Annotated in this window: 27 protein-coding genes; 18 read left to right on the top strand and 9 right to left on the bottom strand. The window is 68.2% G+C overall.

The window, feature by feature from the left end; translation table 11 throughout:
* Positions 1-286 precede the first annotated feature (286 nt).
* Entirely contained in the window at positions 287-811 is a 525-nt protein-coding gene (locus tag GRI89_RS13000) for a hypothetical protein (RefSeq protein WP_159796342.1), read from the top strand.
* On the opposite strand, the gene GRI89_RS12995 is transcribed toward GRI89_RS13000, so the two are convergent.
* The 4 genes from GRI89_RS12995 to GRI89_RS12980 form a co-directional block, all read right to left on the bottom strand.
* A complete protein-coding gene (locus GRI89_RS12995) occupies positions 808-1218 on the bottom strand; it encodes a hypothetical protein (RefSeq protein ID WP_159796339.1) in 411 nt (136 codons plus the stop codon). The genes GRI89_RS13000 and GRI89_RS12995 overlap by 4 nt on opposite strands.
* 106 nt (positions 1219-1324) lie before the next feature.
* The gene (locus GRI89_RS12990) at positions 1325-3127 is read right to left on the bottom strand and encodes an AMP-dependent synthetase/ligase (protein WP_328598248.1); all 1803 of its coding nucleotides are present in this window, start codon (positions 3125-3127) and stop codon (positions 1325-1327) included.
* 83 nt (positions 3128-3210) lie between these two features.
* On the bottom strand, positions 3211-4938 hold the full coding sequence (ggt, locus tag GRI89_RS12985) for a gamma-glutamyltransferase (protein WP_159796336.1): 1728 nt from the start codon (positions 4936-4938) through the stop codon (positions 3211-3213).
* Between the two features lie 10 nt (positions 4939-4948).
* Positions 4949-5980 carry a quinone-dependent dihydroorotate dehydrogenase gene (locus tag GRI89_RS12980; RefSeq protein ID WP_159796333.1) on the bottom strand — a complete coding sequence of 344 codons (1032 nt, stop codon included), beginning with the start codon at positions 5978-5980 and terminating at the stop codon, positions 4949-4951.
* Between the two features lie 347 nt (positions 5981-6327).
* On the opposite strand from GRI89_RS12980, the gene GRI89_RS12975 reads away from it, so the two are divergent.
* The 10 genes from GRI89_RS12975 to GRI89_RS12930 all read left to right on the top strand — a co-directional run bounded on the left by GRI89_RS12975 (position 6328) and on the right by GRI89_RS12930 (position 13522).
* Complete coding sequence (locus GRI89_RS12975) at positions 6328-6786, top strand: RrF2 family transcriptional regulator (protein ID WP_328598247.1); 459 nt, start codon at positions 6328-6330, stop codon at positions 6784-6786.
* A gap of 178 nt (positions 6787-6964) precedes the next feature.
* Positions 6965-8446, top strand: a complete 1482-nt coding sequence (gene sufB, locus GRI89_RS12970) for a Fe-S cluster assembly protein SufB (RefSeq protein WP_159796330.1) — start codon at positions 6965-6967, stop codon at positions 8444-8446.
* A 38-nt stretch (positions 8447-8484) separates the two neighbouring features.
* Entirely contained in the window at positions 8485-8694 is a 210-nt protein-coding gene (locus GRI89_RS12965; protein ID WP_159796327.1) for a hypothetical protein, read from the top strand.
* Positions 8694-9206: an endonuclease domain-containing protein gene (locus tag GRI89_RS12960; RefSeq protein ID WP_159796324.1), complete on the top strand. Its 513-nt coding sequence runs from the start codon at positions 8694-8696 to the stop codon at positions 9204-9206. The genes GRI89_RS12965 and GRI89_RS12960 overlap by 1 nt, the downstream gene beginning before the upstream one ends.
* A 1-nt stretch (position 9207) precedes the next feature.
* Positions 9208-9963 carry a Fe-S cluster assembly ATPase SufC gene (sufC, locus tag GRI89_RS12955; protein WP_159796321.1) on the top strand — a complete coding sequence of 252 codons (756 nt, stop codon included), beginning with the start codon at positions 9208-9210 and terminating at the stop codon, positions 9961-9963.
* Positions 9960-10706 (top strand): SufD family Fe-S cluster assembly protein, encoded by a 747-nt coding sequence (locus GRI89_RS12950; RefSeq protein ID WP_159796318.1) that lies wholly within the window; start codon positions 9960-9962, stop codon positions 10704-10706. The genes sufC and GRI89_RS12950 overlap by 4 nt, the downstream gene beginning before the upstream one ends.
* A gap of 170 nt (positions 10707-10876) precedes the next feature.
* A complete protein-coding gene (locus GRI89_RS12945; protein ID WP_328598266.1) occupies positions 10877-12016 on the top strand; it encodes an aminotransferase class V-fold PLP-dependent enzyme in 1140 nt (379 codons plus the stop codon).
* Positions 12016-12519: an SUF system Fe-S cluster assembly protein gene (locus tag GRI89_RS12940; RefSeq protein ID WP_159796315.1), complete on the top strand. Its 504-nt coding sequence runs from the start codon at positions 12016-12018 to the stop codon at positions 12517-12519. The genes GRI89_RS12945 and GRI89_RS12940 overlap by 1 nt, the downstream gene beginning before the upstream one ends.
* A 59-nt stretch (positions 12520-12578) precedes the next feature.
* Complete coding sequence (locus GRI89_RS12935) at positions 12579-13052, top strand: GNAT family N-acetyltransferase (RefSeq protein ID WP_328598246.1); 474 nt, start codon at positions 12579-12581, stop codon at positions 13050-13052.
* A gap of 74 nt (positions 13053-13126) precedes the next feature.
* Positions 13127-13522, top strand: coding sequence for a HesB/IscA family protein (locus GRI89_RS12930; RefSeq protein WP_159796309.1), 396 nt, complete (start codon positions 13127-13129; stop codon positions 13520-13522).
* Positions 13523-13649: 127 nt separating this feature from the next.
* On the opposite strand, the gene GRI89_RS12925 is transcribed toward GRI89_RS12930, so the two are convergent.
* The 3 genes from GRI89_RS12925 to GRI89_RS12915 all read right to left on the bottom strand — a co-directional run bounded on the left by GRI89_RS12925 (position 13650) and on the right by GRI89_RS12915 (position 15772).
* On the bottom strand, positions 13650-14591 hold the full coding sequence (locus GRI89_RS12925; RefSeq protein ID WP_159796306.1) for a hypothetical protein: 942 nt from the start codon (positions 14589-14591) through the stop codon (positions 13650-13652).
* Positions 14592-14652: 61 nt separating this feature from the next.
* A complete protein-coding gene (locus tag GRI89_RS12920) occupies positions 14653-15078 on the bottom strand; it encodes a hypothetical protein (RefSeq protein ID WP_159796303.1) in 426 nt (141 codons plus the stop codon).
* Complete coding sequence (locus tag GRI89_RS12915; protein ID WP_159796300.1) at positions 15068-15772, bottom strand: EI24 domain-containing protein; 705 nt, start codon at positions 15770-15772, stop codon at positions 15068-15070. Before GRI89_RS12915 ends, GRI89_RS12920 begins: the two co-directional genes overlap by 11 nt.
* 118 nt (positions 15773-15890) lie before the next feature.
* On the opposite strand from GRI89_RS12915, the gene GRI89_RS12910 reads away from it, so the two are divergent.
* Positions 15891-16883, top strand: coding sequence for an adenosine kinase (locus tag GRI89_RS12910; RefSeq protein ID WP_159796297.1), 993 nt, complete (start codon positions 15891-15893; stop codon positions 16881-16883).
* Here the strand turns inward: GRI89_RS12910 and GRI89_RS12905 are convergent.
* A complete protein-coding gene (locus tag GRI89_RS12905) occupies positions 16880-17392 on the bottom strand; it encodes a helix-turn-helix transcriptional regulator (RefSeq protein ID WP_159796294.1) in 513 nt (170 codons plus the stop codon). The genes GRI89_RS12910 and GRI89_RS12905 overlap by 4 nt on opposite strands.
* 103 nt (positions 17393-17495) lie before the next feature.
* On the opposite strand from GRI89_RS12905, the gene GRI89_RS12900 reads away from it, so the two are divergent.
* From GRI89_RS12900 to GRI89_RS12880, 5 genes are all read left to right on the top strand, one after another.
* Positions 17496-18260, top strand: a complete 765-nt coding sequence (locus tag GRI89_RS12900; protein ID WP_235913346.1) for a COG4705 family protein — start codon at positions 17496-17498, stop codon at positions 18258-18260.
* Positions 18261-18337: 77 nt separating this feature from the next.
* Entirely contained in the window at positions 18338-18826 is a 489-nt protein-coding gene (locus GRI89_RS12895; protein WP_159796288.1) for a nuclear transport factor 2 family protein, read from the top strand.
* Between the two features lies 1 nt (position 18827).
* Positions 18828-20051 (top strand): MFS transporter, encoded by a 1224-nt coding sequence (locus GRI89_RS12890; protein WP_159796285.1) that lies wholly within the window; start codon positions 18828-18830, stop codon positions 20049-20051.
* Between the two features lie 37 nt (positions 20052-20088).
* Positions 20089-21174 carry a GNAT family N-acetyltransferase gene (locus tag GRI89_RS12885; RefSeq protein ID WP_159796282.1) on the top strand — a complete coding sequence of 362 codons (1086 nt, stop codon included), beginning with the start codon at positions 20089-20091 and terminating at the stop codon, positions 21172-21174.
* Positions 21171-21983 carry a proline dehydrogenase gene (locus GRI89_RS12880; RefSeq protein WP_328598245.1) on the top strand — a complete coding sequence of 271 codons (813 nt, stop codon included), beginning with the start codon at positions 21171-21173 and terminating at the stop codon, positions 21981-21983. The genes GRI89_RS12885 and GRI89_RS12880 overlap by 4 nt, the downstream gene beginning before the upstream one ends.
* On the opposite strand, the gene purD is transcribed toward GRI89_RS12880, so the two are convergent.
* Positions 21980-23269 (bottom strand): phosphoribosylamine--glycine ligase, encoded by a 1290-nt coding sequence (gene purD, locus GRI89_RS12875; RefSeq protein WP_159796276.1) that lies wholly within the window; start codon positions 23267-23269, stop codon positions 21980-21982. The genes GRI89_RS12880 and purD overlap by 4 nt on opposite strands.
* On the opposite strand from purD, the gene xseA reads away from it, so the two are divergent.
* Positions 23268-24722 (top strand): exodeoxyribonuclease VII large subunit, encoded by a 1455-nt coding sequence (gene xseA, locus GRI89_RS12870; RefSeq protein ID WP_159796273.1) that lies wholly within the window; start codon positions 23268-23270, stop codon positions 24720-24722. The genes purD and xseA overlap by 2 nt on opposite strands.
* Positions 24723-24741: the final 19 nt, after the last annotated feature.

Raw genomic sequence — 24741 nt, 5'->3', positions numbered from 1 at the left:
GGGGCACCTGCGGGCGGCCGTTCGGCCTTGCGGCTCCCTTGTCGGGAGCCGGACCAGCGCGCACCATTCAGGACAGTCCCTGTTCCGGATCGCGGCAGCCATAGCGCGACTGCGCACCCGCAGCGGCCCCGAAGTGGACCCCGGACTTGTTCCGGGGGCAACGTAGGGAATAGCCGCGAGGATGCCCGCAAGGATACGCGGGCGTAACCACAAAACCCCATCCCTTCCTTACGACTCCTTAACCAAGTTCGGTGACATTCGCTCCTATCACCACTGGGGGCGTACGATGGCCAAGACCGGTACTGCATCGCTGACAATCGCCGAGCTGCGCGAGTTCGCCAGTTTCTCCGAAGGCGAGCAGCTGTTCATCGAGCGCAGCCTCGATATCGCCATGGGCCGTGGCGATGCCTTCAAGACCTGGGGCGAGTGCGGCGACAGCGCGGCGATCCGCGGACAGTACCTTGCCTACCGCGAGCTCAAGACCTTGCGCGATGCCGTTCCCTGCGAAGCGACGATGGACGGGCTCGAGGCCTTCATGGGCCCGCTGATGCGGATCACCGCGCTCGACCTCGCACAGGAGAAAATCGAAAGCTTCTCGGCCTACCGTTTCCTCTACGAACGCCTGCTCGGCGCCCGCTCGCGCCCGTGGCTGCCGGCCGCCTTCTGCTCAGCTGCCGCACTGCCGCAGATCCGCCCGGCACGCCGCAAGATGCTGCTCCAGAGCCTCAGCGAAGCCGCCGCCACCGCACCCGGCTGGTCCGAGCGCGAGCCACTGTTCTATCCGGAACGGGTGGAAGCCGAAGCGGCCTAGGGCCCGTCTTGCGGGGGTTGAGCGCAATCCGACTGCGGGAGTTCATTTGCTAACGCATCGCGCATTTCTTGCAGATGATCGAGTAGTGCAAAGTCAGCTTTCGCTGCGTCACCTCCTGCCGCTAGTGCGTTATGCCAAGTCGCTTCGAGTTCGTCCGCCTGCTCGTTGGTGCAGACAAAGTTGCGCGCTGGATTGCCCACCACTTCAATCCGTTCGACGACACATGCCTCCTCACCGATTTGCGGGAAACAAGTGATTTCCGAACTGAGTGGGTCGCTCGCCGTTCCGTAGCCCTCTACCGTCAGGCCGGCAGTTAATTCTTCAAAACGGCGCGTTACCGCGCTCGCGTCGCGCCCTGCCATCTGACAAAGGCACGCACGTTCGGCGAGGGCGTTGAGCGTCTCCATGGATGGCAGGTCAACCGGCGCATCGGGCGAGGCATCACCTGATCCGCAAGCGCCAAGAATTGCAAGAAAGGCAGCGACACAAGACAACCTCGCCCTCACGGAGCCATCATCCCTTGTAAAGCGCATCGATACGCGACTGGTACTTTTCGCGGATCGGGCCTCGCCGGATCTTCATGCTCGGCGTCAGCATGTGATTGTCGATGGTGAAGCCTTCGTCGGCGAAGGTGAACTGGCGGATCTTTTCGATCACCGAGAGATCGAGGTTCACGCGGTCGATGGCCTGGCGCATCGCCGCGCGGAAGGCGGGCAGGTCCTGCAAGGCGGCCATGTCGAAATGTTCGCCGTTGGCCTGCGCCCAGGCGATCGCCCAGTCGGTTTCGGGAACGATCAGCGCGACGATATAGGGCCGCTTGTCGCCGCTCACCATCGCCTGGGCGATCTCGGGCTGCAGGGTCAGCATCGATTCGAGCCGCTGCGGGGCGATGTTGTCGCCCTTGTCGTTGACGATGATGTCCTTCTTGCGGTCGGTGATGACGATGCGGCCCTTGTCGTCGAAGTGACCGATGTCGCCGGTGTGCAGCCAGCCGTCGACCACGGTCTTGGCGGTCGCCTCCGGGTCGCGCCAGTAGCCGAGCATGACCAGTTCGCCCTTGATGAGGATCTCTCCGTCCTTGGCGATCCTGATCTCGACACCGCGCAAGGGCGGCCCGACGGTCGACAGCTTGATGCCCGCGCTGGGGTAGTTGCAGCACGCCACCGGGGCGCTCTCGGTCTGGCCATAGCCCTGCAGCGTCACCAGCCCCATCGACTGGAAGAAGGTGCCGATCTCCGGGTTGAGCGGCGCACCGCCCGAGACGAGCGCCTTGATCTCGCCGCCGAAGCGCTCCACCACCTTGGGGGCCAGCGTGCGGTTGAGCAGCGCCTGGACCGGCAGGTCGGACAGCCTGCGACGGCCCTCGGCGCGGTTTTCGGCCAGGCTGAGCGCGCGGTCGAGCAGCCAATTGGCGAGCTTGCCCTGCTTTTCGACCTGCTTGACCAGCCGTCCGCGCAGCATCTCGAACAGCCGCGGGACGACGACCATGAAGGTCGGCCTGGCCTCCTCGAGGTTGGAGGCGAGCTTGTCGAGGCCCTCGGCGTACCAGATCTGCGCGCCGAGCCCGATCGGCAGGTGCAGTCCGGCGGTGTGCTCGAGTGCGTGGGACAGCGGCAGGAACGAGAGGAAACGCTCGTCCTCCCAGCCGAATTCGGAGGCGAGGATGCGGGCGGCGGCGTCGACGTTGTGCAGGATCGCCCCGTGGTGGAGCATGACCCCGCGCGGTGCCCCGCTGGTGCCGCTGGTGTAGATGATGCAGGCCATGTCGCGGCGGCCGATATCGGCGATGCGCGCATCGACCGCGGCGCGCGCCGCCGCGGCGTCTCCGGTGGTGAGGTCGCTCCACTGGTGGGTGTCGAAAGCGCCGTGCTGGCCGGTGCTCAGGGCGTCGATCCCGACGATATGCTCGCCGAGCCCGGTCTGGATCATCGCCTTGATCAGCGGTGCGCCGAGCTTCTGGGTCGAGACGATCGCCGCGCGCGCGCCCGAGTTTTCGAGGATGTGCTCGTGGTCGCGCTGGGTGTTGGTGGTGTAGGCCGGGGTGGTGACGCAGCCGGCGGCCATGATCGCGAGGTCGGCGATGGCCCATTCGGGGCAGTTCTCGGCCACCAGCATGACCCGGTCGCCGGCGTTGAGGCCCATGCCGCGCAGCGCCTCGGCGAGCAGGCAGACCTGGTCAGCCGCCTCGCGCCAGCTGACCGGCTGCCACTTGCGGTTGTGCTTGGCGAACAGGAACGGCTTGTCACCAAGCTCGTCGGCGCGCTGCAGGAACAGCGCGACGAGGTTTTGTGCAGCATCGAAATCGTCCAGTTGCACGGCTCGTGCATCTCCATCCCGGTCGCCGGTTTGCCCGGCCTGTCCCCGCCTCTCGCTTAGGGCCGTGGCCGATTCCCGGCAAGCTACTCGCTGACGGCAACCCCGTCGCTACGCGGGTCGGCTGCGCCGATCCAGCCACTCGCGGTACGAATCGCCCCGTTGGCCTTGAGCGGCAACCCGCGCGCCGAAACCTGCGCATGGCCGAGCGCCTGAAGCTGCGGGATCATGTCTTCGAGCCAGGTTCCCTGCTCAACCGCGACGGCATCGCCCGGACTGAACAGCACCGGCAGCGCGATGGCCTGGTCGAGTGGCAGGCCGAAGTCGATCACCCCGATCAGCACGCGCGCGACCTGCGCCGGGATGGTCGAACCTCCCGCCGCGCCGACCGTCAAGTAGAGCGAGCCGACGGGCGCGTAGACCAGCGTCGGCGCCATCGACGAGCGCGGTCGCTTGCCGCCCTCGACCCGGTTGGCGACCGCCTTGCCGCCGTTTTCGGGCACGAAGCTGAAGTCGGTCAGTTCGTTGTTGAGGTAATACCCGCCTACCATGATGCCCGACCCGAACGAGCCTTCCACGGTCGAGGTCCAGCTGACCGCATCGCCCCACTTGTCGACAGTGACGAAGTGCGATGTGCCGTGCTCCTCGGGCTCGTCCCCGTCGGCCATTGCCAGCGAGGCGCCGGGCGGCGTCCCGGCCTGTGCGGACGGCAGGGTGCTGTCGACCGAGATCAGCGCACCGCGCGCCGCGAGGTATGCGGGATCGAGCAGCCCGGCGACCGGCACCGAAACGTAGTCGGTATCGCCGAGGTAGAGCTCGCGGTCGGCATAGGCGAGGCGCTGCGATTCGGCGAAAAGGTGCCAGAACGTCGGCGACTTCGGCCCGAGCGCGTGCAGGTCGAAGCGCTCGAGCTGCTTGAGGATGGCGAACACGGTCGTCGCCCCCGAAGACGGCGGTCCCATCCCGCAGACCCGGTAGCCGCGATAGGTGCCGCACAGCTCTGGCCGCGGCTTGGCGCGGTAGGCGGCGAGGTCCTGCACGGTCATCGCGCCCGCCCGCGGCGTCTCGGCATCGACTTCGGCAGCGATCGCCCCCGCATTGGCGCCCGAATAGAACCAGTCGGCGCCGTGTTCGGCGATCTGGGTCAGGGTATTGGCCAGCTCGGGATTGCTCAGCATGGTACCGACCGGCTGAGCCTCGCCCGCCGCGTCGTAGTAGAGCGCGAGCCCCTCCGGCTGGTGCCCCGCGCGGTTCTTCGCCCTCAACAGGAACTCACGGCCCCGCTCGGTCAGCGTCCAGCCGCCACGCGCCAGCGCGATGGCCGGCTGGAACAGCTCGGACCACGCCAACTTGCCGTATTTGCGATGCGCTTCCTCGGCGAGGCGCAGGTTGCCCGGCACGCCGACGCTGCGGCCCGAAACCACCGCCTCCATGAAGCCGAGCGGCTTGCCGTCGGGCCCGAGGAACCATTCCCCGTCCGCCCCGCCGGGCGCCGTCTCGCGTCCGTCGAGCGTCTCGACCGTGCCGCCGGGCGTGCCGTGGAGAAAGAACCCGCCCCCGCCGATCCCCGAACTTTGCGGCTCGACCACGGTGAGCGCGAGCATCGTGGCAATCGCAGCATCGGTTGCGCTGCCGCCGCGGCGGAGCATTTCCGCCCCGGCCTCGGCGGCGCGGGGGTCGGCGGCGGAGACCACGCCATGCGCGGTTTCGGTTGCCGCAGCGGCAACCGGGACTTCGGCCTTGGTGGGAACGGAAGCGCAGCCCTGCAGCAGCAGCAGCGACGCGGCGATATGCGACAAGCGGAATTGGACCATCGCCATGCGGCTATTCGCTTCCGACCGCCTCCGCAAGCGATGCAAAGCCGTCGCGCCGCATCAATCGTTCAAGCCCGCGCACGATTCGCCTGGCGATGCCCGGCCCTTCATAGACCATCGCGCTGTAGAGCTGGACGAGGCTCGCCCCGGCGCGAATCCGCGCCCAGGCATCCTCCGCCGTTTCGATGCCGCCGACCCCGACCAGCGGAAGGGCGCCGCCGGTGGCGCTGCGGAAATCGCGCAGCCGGGCGAGCGCGAGGTCGCGCAGCGGTGCGCCCGACAGGCCGCCGGCCTCCCCGGCATGGCGCGATTCGAGCGGCGGGCGGGTAATCGTGGTGTTCGAGACGATCAGCGCGGCGAGCTTGCGGTCCATGGCGATGCGCGCGATCGCGGTGATGTCCGGCGGTTCGAGGTCGGGCGCGACCTTGAGGAACACCGGTGGGCCCTGCTCGCCGCGCGCTTCGAGCACCGCGTCGAGCAGCCCGGTCAGCGCACTTTCGTCTTGCAGCGCGCGCAGGCCCGGGGTGTTGGGGCTGGAGATGTTGACCGCGAGGTAGCTCGCCAGCGGCGCCATCATCCGGGCCATGTGGGCATAATCGGCGATTCGGTCGGGCGAATCCTTGTTCGCGCCGATGTTGATGCCGACGATACCCGGACGGCCCCTGCGCGCCGCGAGCCGTACGGCCGCCGCTTCGCCGCCGCGGTTGTTGAAGCCCATGCGGTTGATGACCGCGCGATCCTCGACCAGCCGGAACAGCCGCGGTTTCGGGTTGCCGGGTTGCGGCAGCGGGGTGATCGAGCCGACTTCGGCGAATCCGAACGCGAGGCCGAGCAGGGCATCGGGCACTTCGCCGTCCTTGTCGAAACCTGCGGCCATGCCGAGCGGATTCGGGAAGTGGAGACCGGCAACCGTGCTGGCGAGCGGCCCGGCGCGGGGTGGGGATACGGGAAGAGGATTGGCCTTGAGCGCGGCAAGCGCCAGCCCGTGCGCCCGTTCGGCGTCGAGCGAAAACAGGGCGGGGCGGATCAACGGGTAGAGCATCGGACCGCGCTATGGCAGCGCGCCGTAGCGGTGTCGATTGGCAACACTTTGTTAGCAATCGAACCGAATGTGAACGAAAACATCCGTAATTCCGCCGATCCTGTCGCATTTCTACAAGCCGGAATCACTCGACCGCGCCTATCCGGGCCCTGCGACCCGAAGGGCTCGGTCCAGTTTCGACTAACCGGGTTCTCGACTTCGAAGGGGCGGCTCCTAAGTGGGCCGCCCCCTTTTTTCGCCGATTGATTGAGAACGACTCGCAACAATCGGTTTTTCATTGCAACGCGCGCATGGATTCCTAGGTGAACCGGAGCGATTCGTTCCGATTTAACCGAAGGACCCCAGGCGTGCGCCTTTCGAGCATGGCCGATTATGCCGTCGTCACGATGAGCGCGCTCGCGCGTCATTGCGGCTCGGCATCGCTTGCCGATGCCGCTACTGGAAAGCGCGCGCGCACGTCGGCGACCGAACTGGCGGCCGAGACCGGCCTGCCGCTGCCCACGGTGCAGAAGGTCGTCAGCCTGCTGTCGAAGGCCCACCTGCTGCGCTCGGTGCGCGGTGCCGGCGGCGGCCTGCAACTGGCGCGCCCGGCGGCGGCGATCACGCTGGCCGACATCGTCGAGGCGGTGGAGGGTCCGATCGCGCTGACCTCGTGCGTCGAGGCCGGGCGGCACGACTGCGCGCTCGAAGGCAATTGCAACGTCCAGCCGCATTGGGGGCTGGTCAACGAAACGATGCGCGGCGCGCTGGCGGGAATCCCGCTGACGCAACTGGCCGAACGCCAACCGGTGGAGGCGGCGCAGTGATTCGTATCGCGCAAAGGCGCATCCTTCGAGACGAGCCTTCGACTGCGGGCCCAAGGCCCTTCGCTCAGTCTCTCCTCAGGATGAGCGGCCACCTTTTCCTTTCCGCCCAACCTGAGGAGCGGCTGAGGAGCCGCGTAGCGGCGTCTCGAAGCCGCGTCTCGAAGGACCGGAGTTTCGCATGACCGACGAAGTCGAAATCCAGGACCGCGCAGCGCGCGAGGCTGCCGCCAAGGCGGCCGACTACGAATTCGGCTGGTCGAGCGAGATCGAGACCGATTTCGCGCCCAAGGGCCTGAACGAGGACACCGTCCGCTTCATCTCGGCCAAGAAGGGCGAGCCCGAGTGGATGCTCGAATGGCGGCTCAAGGCCTTCCGCATGTGGCAGGACATGGTCGAGCCGGAATGGGCCAAGCTCGGCTATCCGGAAATCGACTACCAGGACGCCTATTACTACGCCGCGCCGAAGAAGAAGGAGGCGCTCGGCTCGCTCGACGAGCTCGATCCCGAAATCAAGGCGGTTTACGACAAGCTCGGCATCCCGATCGCGGAGCAGGAAGTGCTCGCCGGGGTCGAGGGCGCGCGCAAGGTCGCGGTCGATGCCGTGTTCGACTCGGTTTCGGTCGCCACGACCTTCCGCGAGGAGCTGAAGAAGGCCGGGGTCATCTTCCTCTCGATCAGCGAGGCGATTCGCGAACATCCCGAGCTGGTCAGGAAGTGGCTCGGCAAGGTCGTGCCGGTGCGCGACAACTTCTTCGCGACGCTCAATAGCGCGGTCTTCTCCGACGGGACCTTCGTCTACATCCCAGAAGGGGTGCGCTGCCCGATGGAGCTCAGCACCTATTTCCGCATCAACGCCGAGAACACCGGCCAGTTCGAACGCACGCTGATCGTCGCCGAAAAAGGCAGCTACGTCAGCTACCTAGAAGGCTGCACCGCGCCGATGCGCGACGAGAACCAGCTCCACGCCGCGGTGGTCGAGCTGGTCGCGCTCGAGGATGCCGAGATCAAGTATTCGACGGTGCAGAACTGGTACCCGGGCAACGCTGAGGGCAAGGGCGGGATCTACAACTTCGTCACCAAGCGCGGGCTGTGCCAGGGTGCGCGCAGCAAGATTTCGTGGACCCAGGTCGAGACCGGCTCGGCCGTCACCTGGAAGTACCCGAGCTGCGTGCTCAACGGCGAGGACAGCGTGGGCGAGTTCTACTCGGTCGCGGTGACCAACAACTTCCAGCAGGCCGACACCGGCACCAAGATGATCCACAACGGCAAGGGCAGCCGCAGCACGATCATCTCGAAGGGCATCTCGGCCGGCAAGTCGAACAACACCTACCGCGGGCTCGTCCGCGTCGCGGCCAACGCCGACGGGGTGCGCAACTTCACCCAATGCGATTCGCTGCTGCTCGGCGACAGGTGCGGGGCGCACACCGTGCCCTACATCGAGGTCAAGAACCCGACCGCGCAGATCGAGCACGAGGCGACCACCAGCAAGATCAGCGACGACCAGCTGTTCTACGCCATGCAGCGCGGGCTGGGCGAGGAAGAGGCCGTGGCGCTGATCGTCAACGGCTTCGCCAAGGAGGTGCTCAAGGAGCTGCCGATGGAATTCGCCGTCGAGGCGCAGAAGCTGCTGGCGATCTCGCTTGAGGGGAGCGTGGGGTGAGCATCGCAGTTAGCACTTCTTGGAGGCAGACAGCTCTCATGCTCGCACCGACAGCATTTTTGATCCCGCTCACGATGTGGGATCGAGACGTGATCTTCTTGATCCCCCTTACGTTTATCGCATCGGTGTTTGTCGGCGGGCTGTCAGCAGCAGGTGATTCAAGTCGCCAATGGGGCCTTCATGGCTTGATCGCCGGAGTTGTCGCTCTGGCGGCTTCGATTTTCGCTATTTTCAGGATGGTCGACTGATGACCGACCGCAAAAAACTCTCCCTCGGCAATGTCGCTGCGCGTTCGGAAGAGCGCGAGGCGGCGGACGCAACCAAGGCGTGGAACATCTCGCCGGCGCGGGCCGGGCAGCTCAAGGAGCGCGCGCGCGACATGCGGCGGCATCCGTCCGAGGCCGAGCAGGCGTTGTGGGCGCGGATCGGCGACAAGCAGCTCGGCTACAGCTTCAACCGCCAGGTGGTGATGGGCAGCGCTATCGTCGATTTCGCCTGCAAGACCCGCTGGCTGGTGGTCGAGACCGGCGGAACCGGCGACGACCCCGAAGCCGCCATCGCCGCTTTGAGCGACCGCAAGCTGACCGACGTCGGCGTGCGCGTCCTGCGCTTCGCTGAAGAGGCGATCCTTACCGACACCGACACGGTGGTTGAAGCCATCAAGGCCGAGCTGGACAAGCCGTTCGAGCGGCCCCGCATCGGGGGCTCGGCCCCGCGCAAGCCCGAAGGCGAAAAGCGCTTTCACCGGAGCAAATACTGAAATGCTGAAAATCACCGACCTCCACGCCACCGTCGGCGAGACCGAAATCCTTCGCGGCCTCACGCTCGAAGTGAACGCGGGCGAGGTCCATGCGATCATGGGCCCGAACGGCGCGGGCAAGTCGACGCTGGCCTATGTCCTCGGCGGGCGGCCGGGGTACGAGGTGACCTCCGGCTCGGTCGAGTTCATGGGGCAGGACCTGCTCGCCATGGACCCGCACGAGCGCGCCGCGGCCGGCCTGTTCCTCGGCTTCCAGTACCCGGTCGAGATTCCCGGCGTTTCGAACGTCCAGTTCCTGCGCGAGGCCCTGAACGCCCAGCGTTCCGCGCGCGGTGAAGCGCTTCTTTCGGGGGGCGATTTCCTCAAGCTGGCGAAAGAAAAGGCCGCGCTGCTCAAGCTCGACATGGACATGCTCAAGCGCAACGTGAACGTCGGCTTCTCGGGCGGCGAGAAGAAGCGCAACGAGATGGTCCAGATGGGCATCCTCGACCCGGCGCTGGCGGTGCTCGACGAGACCGATTCGGGCCTCGACATCGACGCGCTGCGCGTGGTCGGCGAGGGCATCAACGCGATCATGCGCCAAAGAGAGGGTGGGCCCGGCAAGGGCGTGCTTCTGATCACCCACTACCAGCGCCTGCTCGACTATGTGCAGCCCGATTTCGTCCACGTGCTGTCGAAGGGCCGCATCGTGAAGAGCGGCGGCGCGGACCTCGCGCTCGAACTCGAACGCGAGGGCTACGAGGCTGTCGCCGCATGACCCACATGCCCACCATCCGCGACGAGGACTGGCGCTATGCCGACGGCGACGCGCTGGCGTCGCTGACGCCGTCGGACCTCGACGTCTGGCATGACGTCGTGCTGGAGCCCGGCGAGACGCGTGCGAAGGACCTGGTCCTCGACGACTCGCACCCCGGCATCCACCGCGCCCGCCTGACCGTGGGAGAGGGCGCGCGGGCGGAGATTTTCGCCATCGCTTCGGCGGCGGCCTATACCCGGCTAGAACTCGAGGTCCGGCTGGCGAGGGGCGCGCACTTCCAGTTCGGCGGCGTCACCATCGGCGGGGGCGAGGCGACGCGCGAGTTCGTCACCCGCGTCACCCATGCCGAGCCCGAGGCGACCAGCGAGCAAGTCGTGCGCAGCGTCCACTGGGGCCAGGCGACCGGCAACTTCCTCGGCCGCATCGAAGTCGCGCGCGATGCGCAGAAGACCGACGCAGTGCAGGATTTCAAGGGCCTGATCCTCGAGAAGGGCGCCAGCACCAACGCCAAGCCCGAGCTCGAGATCTTCGCCGACGACGTGAAGTGCGCCCACGGCGCCGCGATCGGCCAGATGGACGAGACCGCGCGCTTCTACATGGCTGCGCGCGGGCTTCCGCCCGAGGCCGCGAGGAAACTGCTGGTCCGCGCCTTCATCGCCGATGCCTTCGCCGCGCATTCCGACGCCGAGGCGCAGGAGAGCCTGCTCGACAACGCGCTGGCGACGCTGGGGGACGCGGTGTGAACGAAGCGGCAAAGGTTCCTCCCCGGGACGGGGAGGTGGCAGCGCGAAGCGCTGACGGAAGGGAGTTTCCTCCCGAAGCGGCGGTGCGTGCGGCGAATCCCCTCCACCATCCTGCGGATGGTCCCCCTCCCCGTGTCGGGGAGGAACTCAAGCGCGACTTCCCCGGCCTCGTGACGTCGTCGGGCAAGCCCTGGCACTACCTCGATTCCGCCGCCACGGCGCAGAAGCCGCGCGCGGTGATCGATGCCGTCACGAAGGCGCTCGGCACCGACTACGCAACCGTCCACCGCGGCGTCTATTCGCGCTCGGCGGAGATGACGCTGGCCTACGAGGCGGCGCGCCGCCGGGTCGCGGAATTCATCGGCGGGAGCGAGGACGAAATCGTCTTCACCCGCGGCGCGACCGAGGCAATCAACCTCCTCGCCTACTCGTATCCGGACAAGCGGCGGGTCCTGCTCAGCCAGCTCGAGCACCATTCGAACATCGTCCCCTGGCAACTCGCCGGGTGGCAGGTCGACGTCTGCCCGCTGACCGATGACGGCAGGATCGACCTCGATGCCGCCGCCGACATTCTGACGCCGGACCATGCCATGGTCGCCTTCGCCCATGTCTCGAACGTGCTCGGCTCGGTGGTCGACGCCAGGCAGGCGGCCGAGCTGGCGCACAATGTCGGCGCCAAGCTGCTGCTCGACGGCTGCCAGGCCGTGCCGCGCCTGCCGGTCGATGTCGCCGCGCTCGGTTGCGATTTCTACGCCTTTTCAGCGCACAAGCTCTACGGCCCGACCGGGATCGGCGCGCTCTGGGGCCGCCGCGAGCTGCTCGCCGCGATGCCCCCGTGGCAGGGCGGCGGCTCGATGATCGACCGCGTGACCTTCGAAAAGACGACGTTCGCCCCCGCGCCGCAGCGCTTCGAGGCGGGCACTCCCGCGATCGTCGAGGCGATCGGCTTCGCCGCCGCCTGCGACTACGTGGCGAATATCGGTCTCGACGTCATTCATGCCCACGAGGCCAGGCTCGTCGCCATGACCCGCGAGGCGCTCGGGCGAATGAACGACGTCACACTCTACGGGCCCGACGACAGCGCCGGGATCGTCAGCTTCACCATCGACGGCGTCCACCCGCACGACCTCGGCACGATCCTCGATGAGGAGGACGTGGCGATCCGCGCCGGGCACCACTGCGCGCAGCCGCTGATGGACGTGCTCGGCGTGCCCGCTACCGCGCGCGCCAGCTTCGGCGTGTATTCCGACGAGGATGATGTCGCCGCGCTGCTGCGCGGAATTGAAAGGACCAAGAGGATTTTCGGCTGATGGACGAACAGCACGATAACAAGGACTACGTGGCCGCGTCGCCGCCCAACGAGGTGGTGACCGGCGTCGACAAGCCGCCGCGTGCGCGCGTCGATGATGCCGTCGAAGAGACTCCGGCGGAAAAGCTTGAGAGGAAGAAAGACTACCTCGAAGGTTTCCTCGCCCAGAAGCCCGTCGCCGCATCGTCCGGCGCGCCGGGTGGCGAGCTCTACGAGGCGGTCGTCGACGCGCTCAAGGAAATCTACGACCCGGAAATCCCGGTGAACATCTACGACCTCGGACTGATCTACGGCGTCGAGGTGGACGACGAAGGCTCCGCGCAGGTCATCATGACGCTGACCACCCCGCATTGCCCGGTGGCCGAATCGATGCCCGGCGAGGTCGAACTGCGCGTCGGCGCGGTGCCCGGAATCCGCGATGCCGAGGTCAGCCTGGTGTGGGACCCGCCGTGGGGCCCCGACAAGATGACCGACGAGGCCCGCCTCGAACTGGGCATGCTATAAGCGTTCCCATGCACACTGTTATCGACCCCCGCCCGGCTCCGTCCGCCCAGCATCTTAGCGTGCAACTGGCCAACTATGCCGACCCGCTGCACGCCGCCGACGTCGTGCTGCTGACCGACACCTACGCCCGCGACCCGATGGGCGGCGGCGAGGCGCTTTCGGCCGATGTCTGCATGCGGCTCGTCGATGGCCTCGCCGCGACGCCCGGCGCCTTTTCGTTGATCGCCCGCGTCGACGGGCGGCCCGCCGGGATTGCCAACTGCATGACCGGGTTCTCCACCTTCGCGGCCAGGCCGCTGGTCAACGTCCACGACCTTGGCGTGCTGTCCGACTATCGCGGCCGCGGCGTCGGCAAGGCGCTGCTCGCGGCGGTCGAGGAGGAGGCGGTCAGGCGCGGCGCGTGCAAGGTCACGCTCGAGGTGCTGGCCGGCAACCGGCCCGCGATTGCGCTCTATGCCGCGACCGGTTTTGGCCAGTATACCCTTGATCCTGCGTCCGGCACTGCCCAGTTCTGGGAGAAGAAACTGCCATGATCCTTCGAGACGCGCTTTCGACTTTGCCCTCCGGGCGCCGCTCAATCGCTCCTCAGGATGAGCGGGAGTAGATTATGACCGATACCAAATCCGCTCATGCTGAGGAGCCGCTGAGTTCATCGAAGCGGCGTCTCGAAGCGCCGGCCGCCGTCATCCTGACGCCCGCGGCCGAGGAGCGCATCGCCGAGCTGATGGCCAAGGCGCCCGAAGGCACGATCGGAGTCAAGCTCTCGACCCCGCGCCGCGGCTGCTCGGGCCTCGCCTATTCGGTCGACTACGTCAGCGAGGAAGTGCCTTTCGACGAGAAGATCGTCACGCCCGGCGGCACGTTCTACATCGACGGCGCTTCGGTGCTTTACCTCGTCGGCAGCACGATGGACTGGGTAGTGGACGATTTCGCCGCCGGGTTCGTGTTCACCAACCCCAACGCCAAGGGCGCGTGCGGGTGCGGCGAAAGCTTCATGGTCTGAATTCCGCCCGGGCGGGCTGCGAACGGCACCGCCCTGCGCTTCCGGTGCTCACGGACCTTTGGTCCGCTGCGCGCCGGTTCTCGTGCGGCACCATTCTCGCTCCACCCAAGCGAACTTCGGCGTGAAATCAGGCGTGCGAAATCTCTTCGCTCACGAAGGCGAGTAGCGCCTGCTCCAGTTCGTCGACACGGTCGTCGGCGATGATCCGGTCCTCGAGCCACTGCTGCTCGTCGGGGGTCACCGCCTCGGCTTCGATCGCCAGCTGGTCGCGGCTGGGTTCGGCGCCCTTCTTGCCGAAGACCACGCCGAACGCGTTGGGCGCGCCCTTGGCCATGCGGCCGATGAAGCGGCCGACGTTGCTCTCGCTGTCGTTCATGAAGGCTTCGAGTTCGGCGGCGCGTTCGCGCGAAAGCTGCGCCGAGAGCGCGACGTAGCCCTGCAGGTAATTGCCGACGCCCTGGACAAAAAGCTGCTTCCATTCGGGAGCGTTCGGCTTGTCGAGCGTCGCGTCCTTGATGCGGAAGAGCATTTCCGCCTCTTCGCGGCTCACCGCCGCCGGGCGATCGCCGCCAGGGGCGAAGATCGTGCGGCGCAGCGTGCGGCAATCGGCTTCGGTGACCACGTGCGGCTTCAGCTCGCCGCCCTTGCGGGTTGGGCCCTGGCCGGACATCACCGCGCGCTCGACCTCGTCGAGCACCAGGTGCTTGAGCTGGTCGGGAACGTTCTTTGCCCGCTCGACCACGCGCACCAGCAGCTCGAGCTCGGTCATCGAATCGATCCTGCCGTCGGCGGTGACCTTGGCCGCGAGCCATTCGCCCTGCTCGTCGGTGACGTAGCCCCTGGGTTCCCAGGTGTTGAGCACGTATTCGCCGATCGCCTTGACGAGGAAATCGCACCAGGCGGCCGGACGTTCGGCCAGCGCGGCGTCGATGGCGAAGATCGCCTCGGCTTCCTCGTGGATCATCTGCCCGTCGCCCCAGCCTTCGCGGCGCAGGGCAAGGATTTCATCGGGCGTGATCACGCCGTCGGCAGCCGCCTGTGCGGCAATCTCGGTAAAATGAATGCTCATGGGCGCAATCGTCCCCCCGGTTAGTCGCCGGGAGGTATGCCGCGATAAGCTTAAATCCGGGTTACTTCTGCAGTGCCCGTGCGCAGGCCGCGCGGTCGACGTCGAGCCCGTCGCTCGCCCGCCGGGCATCGACGTAGGTGGCGACCGGCTCGGCCCCGGGGCGTAGCGGGTAGAGAAACACGTCGAGCACGCAGGCATCGCCGGCGAACTGCAGCTTGCGCATGTCGCCCTCGCGGACGTCGAGGCGCGGCTTGCCGAACAACCGGGTGAGCCGGTCGGCATCCTGCTCGATCACGTTCTCGAGCCCGGCCATGCGCAGGACCTGCGGCGCGATGAAGCCCTGCGGCTCCGGTTGCTGCGGGGTCGTCGGCGGCACTTCGCGGGCTTCGGGCGGCGGGGGCGAAACGTCGCGCGGCTGCTGGGCCACCGGTATGGTGGTGCAGCCGGCGAGCAGGACGGCGAGGCCAAGGCTGGCACTAAATCTCATTCGATACTCTCATGCGTCCGTGGACGAGGTGTGTGGCCGCCGCCGCGCCGAGCACCGGGGCGACGAGGTTGGCGAACGGCACGAACATCAGCGCCGCCACGGCTCCGCCGAACAGGAAGCGTTCGAGGCGGCCGACCGGGGCGGGCGTTTCGGGCGTGGGGCGGTGGCGCAGCCAGACCATGTCGGTCAGTTCGCGCCCGAGCAGCCAGGCGTTGACCGCCCAGAACACCGCCGCGGTGCCGATGCCGGTGAACAGCAGCGCCAGCGCGAAGGGTACCGCGAGCCCATTGGCGAGGAGCGTGCGTCCGGCGCTGCCCAGCGCGAGGCGCGCTTCCTCGGCCAGGCCGAGCTTGCGCGCCCGCTCCGCCGCCAGCGGGTAGGAGCGCCGCTCGACCGCCACGACCACCTCGTCGCCGTAGAACTGCAGGATGAACAGCGCGACGACGCGGAACAGCAGCCAGCCGGCGAAGACGATCAGGATCGCCGAAATCAGCACGCTCGCGCCCCGTTCGTGATCGAGGCCTAGCGCCGAGAGCCCGTCGGCAATGAACTTCGAGGCCACCCAGCCGAGCAGCAGGAAAACCGCAGCGGTCAGTGCCACGACCTTGCCCAGAAGGCGCAGAACCGCACCTTCGGCGAGCGCACCGGCGCCGCGCATCAGCGCTGTCGGGAGGCCAAGGGGCGCTTGCTTCATGCGGGCGCCCAAGTGCCGCCCGGCCCGGGCCAAGTCAATCGCCAGCAATGTCTGCACCTTGGCCTTGCGGTCATCCGCCGCTAAGGCGCGGCGGCTTGCACCAACGACAGGACCCTCGATGACCCAGCCCCGCTACGACGTAATCGCCATCGGCAACGCCATCGTCGACGTGATGGCCCCGTGCGACGATACGCTGATCGACGAGCTCGGGCTCAACAAGGGAGGCATGACGCTGGTCGATACCGAGCGTGCCAACGAGCTCTACGACGCGATGGGCCCGGCGCGCGAGATTTCGGGCGGTTCGGCGGCCAACACGCTCGCCGGGCTTTCCGCCATGGGCGCGCAGTGCGCCTTCATCGGCCAGGTCGCCAAGGACCAGCTCGGGGAAGTCTTCGCGCACGACATCCATGCGGTCGGGATCGATTTCGACACCCCGGCCCGCGCCGGAGACCCGCCGACCGCGCGCTGCCTGATCTTCGTCACTCCCGACGCCCAGCGCACGATGAACACCTTCCTCGGCGCCTCGCAGTTCCTGCCCGCGGCGGCCATCGACGAGGAGGCGATCGGCGGAGCGAGGGTGCTCTACCTCGAAGGCTATCTGTGGGATCCGGAAGAGCCGCGCGCCGCCATGCGGCGGGCCATCGAGACCGCCCGCGCCGCGGGGCGCGAGGTCGCCTTCACGCTCAGCGACGCCTTCGTCATCAGCCGCCACGGCGACGATTTCCGCCAGCTGATCGACGAGGGGCTGATCGACATCCTCTTTGCCAACCACGTCGAGCTTGCCGCGCTGACCGGTGAGGATGACTTCGAGGACGGCATCGCCGCGCTGCGCGACAAGGTCCCGGTGCTCGTTGTGACTCGCAGCGAGAAGGGCGCCGTCGCGGTGTCCGGGGGCGAGCGCGCTGAAGTCGCCGCCGAACCGACCGAGGTGGTCGACACGACCGGCGCGGGCGACCTCTTCGCCGCCGGTTTCCTCTACGGCCACGTCAACGGCGAGCCGCTCGAACGGTCCCTGCGCCGCGGGGCCATCGCCGCGGCCGAGATCATCAGCCACTACGGCGCCCGCTCCGAAGCCAACCTCGCCGCGCTGATGGCCGAAAAGCTAGGTTAGGCCGTCGCGGCTTCGCCCAGCAGGTCTTCGAGGAACAGCGACATCAGCATCGGCTGGCCGGCAACGCCGGCCTTGGCGTAGACCTGGCTGAGCTGCGAGCGCACCGTTCCGCTTGCAGCCCCGCGCATCTCGGCGATTTCCGCGACGGTGCATCCCTTGAGCGCGAACAGCGCGACATCGGCTTCGCTCGGCGACAGGCGCCATTCTCCGAAACGTTCGCGGATGAGCTCTCCCAGCGCCCCGCGGGCTGCGTCGAGCGCGCGCTCGTGCCGACGCGCGTCGGCGAGCAACCGCCGGACAGCCAATGCGCCGAAACCGATCCCCGCCAGCAGGGCGAGCGCGACGAGGCCGTCGAGCAGCCCCAGCGGGTTCGAACCGTCGTGGCTCTCGCCCACGGCATCGACCAGGAAATAGATCGCCGCCAGCGCCTGCAACCCGGCGACCGAGGCGGCGATGGCCAGTCTCCGGGCGTGGTGATCGGGCCGTCCGCGCGCGCTCAATCCGGTCATTTCAACTCCTGCTTATGGTCCGGCGACGCCATTCGCGCGTAGCGGCCAAGTGTGATGCAAGCATGCGGTGCGGCCAATGAATACGAGCGATGCCGAAACGGCAATGACAAAGGTCCCCGCGGTCACGCTGGGCTTCTGGATCACCAAGATCCTTGCGACGACCTTCGGCGAGACGATGGGCGACACGGTCAGCATGAGCTGGCTGGGCGAGACCACCGCGAGCGCCGGGCAGTCCGGCCTAAACGGCTACCTTGTCGGTACGGCGATATTCGGGGGCCTGCTGGCCCTGCTCGTCTGGCTCCAGGTCAGGGCGGCGAAGTTCCATCCCTATCTCTACTGGGCGACTATCATCGCCTCGACCACGGCCGGCACGACGCTGGCGGATTTTGCCACGCGCTCGCTCGGTATCGGCTATCCCGGCGGTTCGATGCTGCTTCTTGCCCTCGTGCTCGCCTCGCTGGCCACGTGGCATCGCGCGCTCGGGACGATCTCGGTGCAATCGGTGCACGAGCCGAAGGCAGAGCTATACTACTGGCTGACCATCACCTTCTCGCAGACGCTCGGCACCGCGCTGGGCGACTGGGTGGCGGACGGTCCGCTCGGCTATCTCGGCGCGGCGGAAATATTCGGCGGGGCGCTGGCCTTGCTGGCCTTTGCGTACTTCCTCACCAGGGCCAATCGCGTCGCATTGTTCTGGGCCGCCTTCATCCTTACCCGGCCGCTGGGCGCTGTCGTAGGCGATTTCCTCGACAAACCGGTCACCCATGGCGGGCTCGAGCTGAGCCGGCTGGCCGCCTCGCTCGTGCTCGGCGGTGCGATCCTCGCGCTCGTCTGGCTGGTTCCGCAACGTGCACAGGCTCGACAATGAGCTTTGCGCGAGGCCCGGCGGTGCCCCTTGCCGCCGGGCCGCTTGCGGTCCATCCTCTCCGCTGAAGGGAGAGCGGCATGACAGGCAAGGTTTCGCTCGAGGATCGCGTCGCAATCGACGAACTCATGGCGCGCTATTGCTGGGCGCTCGATACCGGCGATTTTGAAGGCTACGCGGCGACCTTCGCCGAGGACGGCTGGCTGCGCCACTGGCCGCAGGGGCAATGCGTCGGTCGCGAGGGGTTGAAGCGGGCGACCGATTCGCTGTGGTATGACAAGCCCAACCACTACCTCGGCCGCCAGCATCGGTTCTCCGCCGTCCTGATGAGCCCCAAGGGCGAGAACGGCGTGCGCATCAAGGCCTTCTGGTCGATCCTGCAGCACGACGTCGAGACGTTCGAGAACCGGGTGTTCGGGATGGGCACGTGGGATACGCTCGCGGTGAAGGGCGGCGATGGCGAATGGCGCTTCGCCAGCGTCGACGTCGACCTGTGGATCAACGGCCAGGTGCCGTGGGTCGGAGAAGAACGGGCGTGGAAGAATCCTCCCGCAAAGGCAGCCGAATAACTTGACCGGCGAGAGCCGCGAGGCGGTGCGGGCGTTCGGGCTCGTCACGCTGGCGCTGTGCCTCGCAGCGCTGGTGATCGACGGGCTCGACTACCAGCTGCTCGCCCTGACCGCGCCGCTGATCCTTGCCGAGTGGGGCGTCGCACGGGCCGACTTCGGCACGGCGATGGCCGCGGCGCTGTTCGGGATGGCGCTGGGCGCGGCCGCCGGCGGCTGGCTCGGCGACAAGGTCGGCCGGGTGCGCGCATTGGCGCTGGCGGTGGTCCTGTTCGGCTGCGCGACCCTTGCCGTCAGCCGCACCCACGATGTCGCCGCGCTGGCCGCGCTGAGGGTGCTTGGCGGAGTGGGCTTCGGGGCGGCTGGGCCGAACGCGCTGGCGCTGGGCAGCGAGTGGCTGCCGGTCCGCTTCAGGACTTACGTTGTCGCGCTGCTCGCGGTCGGGACCCCGGCGGGCGGGATGATCGGCGCGGCGGCGCTTCCGGCCATGCTGCCCTCGCTCGGCTGGCGCGGGGTGTTCGTGGCGCTTGGCGCCTTGGCCGTGGTGCTCGGGATCGTGCTCCTCGCCGTGTTGCGCGAGCCGCCGCACCCGGCGGCCGGACCGGCGGCGCAGCGCGGACGGCTGCTGTCGTCGCAATTTGCCCGCCTCAACGCCGGGGTGGGCCTGAGCTTCGCGGCCCTGACCGCGATCGTCTATGGCCTCGGCGCGTGGATGCCCTCGTTCCTCACCGCCGCCGGGTTCACGCTCGACCAGGCGCTGACGGCGAGCCTGACGTTCAACGCCTGCTCGATTCTCGGCGCTTTCGCCGCCGGCTGGCTCGCCCGGGCGCAGGGATCGCGCCGGGTCATGTGGGCGAGCGCCCTGGCAACGGCAGCCCTGCTCGCCGGATTCGGCGCTACGCTCGATGCCGCGCCTGGCGCCCGCCTGGCGATCGACGCCCTCGCCGCCGCGGTCGGATTTGCCGCCAGCGTCGGCATCACCACGCTCTACGCCATGGCCACGCTGCTCTATCCGGCCGATGTCCGCGCTAGCGGGATCGGCCTCGGCATGACCAGCGGCCGGGTGGGCGGCATCGCCATGAGCTTCGCCGGGGGTTACCTGCTCGACTTCGCCGGCGGCTCGGCCTCGGTGCTGTTCGGGGCGCTGGCGCTGACGGCGCTGCTGGCGACGAGCGCCGCGTGGCTGGTGCGCGGGCACTTACCTGCGAGCGGATTGGCAGTTTCTTAGGAAGACCCGGCTATTCGCCCGTCCTGAGGGACAGTGAATGGAATTTTCGGCGATTCATGCGCCGGTGCTCGACTTGCGCACGGCAGAAGGGGCGACGGCGCACCAGCGCGCCTGGCGCCACCTCGACACGCGCGCCACGCTGCCGACCCAGCACCCCGATTTCCTCTCTGCCCTGCGCGAAACCCTGCTGGCCGGCGACGAACTGGCGCTGTTCCAGGTCGAAACCCAGGGCCGCTTCGACGCCGTCCTGCCGCTCGCCCGCTCGCCCGGAGCCTTCGCCCGCTGGCGGCTGGCGGGGGACAACGAAGTGTTCGAACCGGGAGACGCCGCGGTCCGGGATTCGGTTGCCGCGCACCGCCTCGCGACGCTCGTGGCGCGGGAGCGACGCCCGCTGGTCATGGCCCGGGTGCCGGCCAGCTCGGCCTTCGTGCCGGCGCTGCGCGAGGCGATGGCCGGACGCGGACTTGTCGATGTGCGCCCAGCGCCGCCCTGCCCGACGATCGCGCTGGACGAAAGCTGGAGCGAACCCGAAAGCCGCTTCAACGCGCGCCGCCGCTCCGACTTCCGCCGCGCCGCGCGGCGTGCCGCCGAATTCGGCCAGGTTTCGTTCGAAACGCTCACCCCCTCACCGGACGAGTTCGACGCGCACTTCGATGCGGCCATCGCCGTCGAGGCGGCGAGCTGGAAACGCGAGGCGGGCACAGCCATCGCCTGCGACCCTCGGAAGGAGGCATTCTTCCGCGCCTACCTCAAGGCGGCGTGCGAGGACCGGAGCTGCCGCATTGCCTTCCTCAGGCTCAGTGGGGAGATCGCGGCAATGCACCTCGCGGTCGAGCTCGGCGGCAGGCATTGGCTCTACAAGATCGGCTTCGACGAGCGCTTCCAGCGCTGTTCGCCCGGCACGCTGCTGATGCTCCATGTGCTCGGCGATGCGGCGCGGCGCCGGATCGAGCGCTTCGAACTCATGGGCGATGCGGAAAGCTGGATTGCCGAGCTGTGGACGCGCGAGGAGCATTCCTGCGTGCAGCTCAGGACCTACCCGTTCGGAATGGCGGGAGCCGTGGCCTTCGCCGCCGACAGTGCACGATGGGCGCGGCAACGGCTGGTGCGAGTGCGGCGGTGAGCTCCGCCCTGCGCGCCCGCCTGCGCGATGTCCGCTACGCGCTGCCGGAGCTGGTCGAAAAGGTCTCGCCGGGCCTCGACGTCACCGCCGCGGTGGCGCACTTCGCCTCCCTCGGTGGGCGCGGCATTCGCACCAGCGCCGGTTATTTCCATGCCAGCGGCGAGACCGTCGGCGAAGTCGCCGCGATCTGGGGCGACCTCGCCGCCGGGCTCGCCGCGGCCGGGATCGACACGCGCATTGCAGTCAAGGCCAATGCCATCGGCTTCGATCGTGCGGCAGTTGCAGGCCTCGTCGCCAGCGGCATTCCTCTGACCTTCGATGCCATGGCACCGGTCCATGCCGACGCCATCCTTTCGCTGGGCCGCGAATTCGCCGCGGGCGTCGCGCTCCCTGCCCGCTGGCAGCGCAGCGCCGCCGATGCCGTTGCTTTGCGCGACACGCCGTGCCGCATCCGGCTGGTCAAGGGCGAGTGGGCCGATCCGGTGGCCGATGTCCCGGACGTTGCTGCCGCCTACCTGTCGTTGGTCGAACGCCTCGCCGGGCGCACCGCCCCGGTCGGCATCGCCACCCACGATCCCGCACTCGCCGAAGCGGCGCTGACGATGCTGGTGGCGTCCAGCACACCGTGCGAGCTCGAACAGCTCCGCGGCCTGCCCCGCCGCCGCACCACGGCGATCGCCAAGCGGCTAGGCGTTCCGGTGCGGCTCTACCTGCCCTTCGGCCCAGGCTGGTGGCCCTATGCGGTAAACCAGGCGCTCGCCCGTCCGCACTTGCCGCTGTGGGCCATGCGCGACGCGCTCGGGCTCTAGGAGCCTTCGCGCTCGATTTCGCGCCAGCCGATGTCGCGGCGGCAAAAGCCGCTCGGGAAATCGAGCGCGTCGACCGCGGCGTAGGCCTTGCGCTGCGCTTCCGCCACGCTGCTGCCGCTCGCCGTCACGTTGAGCACGCGCCCGCCACTGGCGACCAGTTGCCCGTCCCTGAGCGCGGTCCCGGCATGGAAGACCTTGGCCCCGCCGGCTTCGGCGGCGTCGATCCCCGCGATGGATCCGTCCTTCGCCGGCGTGCCGGGATAGCCCTGCGCCGCCATCACGACCGTCATGGCGGTTTCGCGGGAGAACTTCGGCGGCCGGAGCGCGGCAAGGCCGCTGGTCGCGGAGGCGTAGAGATACTCGCCGAGATCGCTCTCCAGCCGCATCATCAGCACCTGGCATTCGGGATCGCCGAAGCGGCAGTTGTACTCGACCAGCTTGGGGCCTTGCGGGGTCAGCATCAGCCCGGCGTAGAGCACGCCCGAATAGGGCATGCCTTCCTCGGCCATCTGCCGAACCGTCGGGGCGATGATCCGCTCGATCGCTTCCCCGCGCAGGCTCGCGCTGAGCACCGGGGCGGGGCTGTAGGCGCCCATCCCGCCGGTGTTCGGCCCGGTGTCGCCTTCGCCGACCCGTTTGTGATCCTGCGCCGAGCCGAAGGGGACGATCGTCGCCCCGTCGGTAAGGACGAAGAAGCTCGCTTCCTCGCCTTCCATGAATTCCTCCAGGACAACCTCTGTCCCGGCAGCGCCGAACGCGCCGCTGAACATGTCTTCAAGCGCTTCATTCGCATCGTCTTGCGTGGCTGCGATGACCACGCCCTTGCCCGCCGCCAGCCCGTCGGCCTTGAGCACGTAGGGCGCTTCGAAGCGGTCGAGCGCGGTCTTCGCCTGCTCCAGCGAGGTCGTCCGGACATAGCCCGCGGTCGGGATTCCGGCGCGCTCGCACAGGTCCTTGGTGAAGCCCTTGCTGCCTTCGAGCTGGGCGGCGGCCTTGCTCGGACCGAACACCGCGATCCCGGCCCCGCGCAAGGTGTCGGCCAGCCCATCGACCAGCGGGGCTTCCGGCCCTACGACGACGAAATCGACCCTGTGCCCCTCGCACCAGGCGACGACAGCGTCGTGGTCGGCAACGTCGAGTTCGACCAGCGTGGCGCATTCGGCGATGCCGGGGTTGCCCGGCGCGGCATAGAGCGTACCACCGTCGGCGGCGATGTAGCGGGATTGCGCCAGCTTCCACGCCAGCGCATGTTCGCGCCCGCCTGCTCCCAGCAAGAGGATATTCATGCCCGGCCCTTCTTTCGACGACGACGATTCAGCTGCCGGGCTGGTAGCCAAGGGGGCCGCTGGGGACAACGCCGCACCGCTCTCCATCACCGAGATTTCCCAGCTGCTCAAGCGCACGGTCGAGGAGCGCTTCGGTTTCGTGAAGCTGCGCGGCGAGCTGTCGGGGGTCAAGCGCGCCGCCTCCGGGCACTTCTACTGCAGCCTCAAGGACGAGGGCGCGGTGATCGACGGGGTGATGTGGCGCGGCAATGCCGAGCGGCTGGGATTCCGGCCCGAGGATGGGATCGAGGTCGTCGCTTCGGGCAAGCTGACGACCTATCCCGGGCGCTCGAAATACCAGATCGTCATCGAGCGGATGGAGATCGCCGGCGAAGGGGCGCTGCTCGCGCTGCTCGAGAAGACCCGCCAGCGGCTCGCCGCCGAGGGGCTCTTCGCGCCCGAGCGCAAGCGGCCGCTGCCGTATCTCCCGCGAGTGATCGGCGTGGTCACTTCGCCGACGGGGGCGGTGATCCGCGACATCCTCCACCGCCTTGCCGACCGCTTCCCCAGCCGCGTGCTGGTCTGGCCGGTGCTGGTCCAGGGGCAGGGTTCGGCCGAGCAGGTCGCCGCCGCGGTGCGTGGGTTCGGCGCGCTGGCCGAGGGCGGCGCGGTGCCGCGCCCCGACCTGCTGATCGTCGCGCGCGGAGGCGGTTCGATCGAGGACCTGTGGGGCTTCAACGAGGAGACCGTCGTCCGCGCCATCGCCGAATCGCCGATCCCGGTGATCAGCGCGGTCGGGCACGAGACCGACACCACGCTGGCAGACTATGCTGCCGACCGGCGCGCCCCGACCCCCACCGCCGCCGCCGAGATTGCCGTGCCGGTGCTGCGCGACCTCACCGCGACGCTCGACGAGTTTGCGTTGCGCCAGCGCAAGTCGGTCATGCGCCCGGTCACGCTCGGGCGCGAACGGCTCGAGGCGCGGGTGGCGCGCTTTCCGCAGCCAGAGGCGCTGGTGGCGGCCAAGGCGCAGGCCCTCGACGACCTTGCCGAGCGCCTGCGCCGCGGCCTTGCCGATCGTGCCGGGAAGGGGCGCGAAAGGTTGTCCGAACTGCGCCTGTCGCCTGCCATGCTGCAACGGGGCCTGCGCGATGCACAGCAGCGGCTCAATTCCGTCCGGCTCGTGCCCGCGCTCGTCACCCGCCCTCTGGCCGAGCGCGGCGAGCGGCTGGCTGCCCTGGAGCGCTTGCGCCGTTCGCTCGATCCCAAGGCCCCGCTCGAACGCGGTTATGCGCTGGTCAGCGCCAGCGGCCACCCGGTGGTGTCTTCGCGCGCCGTCGCCGCCGCGCAGCCGGTCCTGACGCTCGAATTCGCCGACGGTTCAGTCGAGGTTAGTCCGCTTGGTGTATCGAGGTCCAAGCCTCGTCCCGTCGCGCAGGCCAAACGGCCCGCACAAGACGATTTGTTCGAGTGACCGCTCGTTGCTAAGGTCC

Source organism: Croceibacterium salegens, from assembly GCF_009827435.1.
In the GTDB taxonomy this organism is placed as follows: Bacteria; Pseudomonadota; Alphaproteobacteria; order Sphingomonadales; family Sphingomonadaceae; genus Croceibacterium_B; species Croceibacterium_B salegens.
Note: the sequence above shows the minus strand (reverse complement) of the source record. Positions and strands in the feature narration are given on the sequence as shown.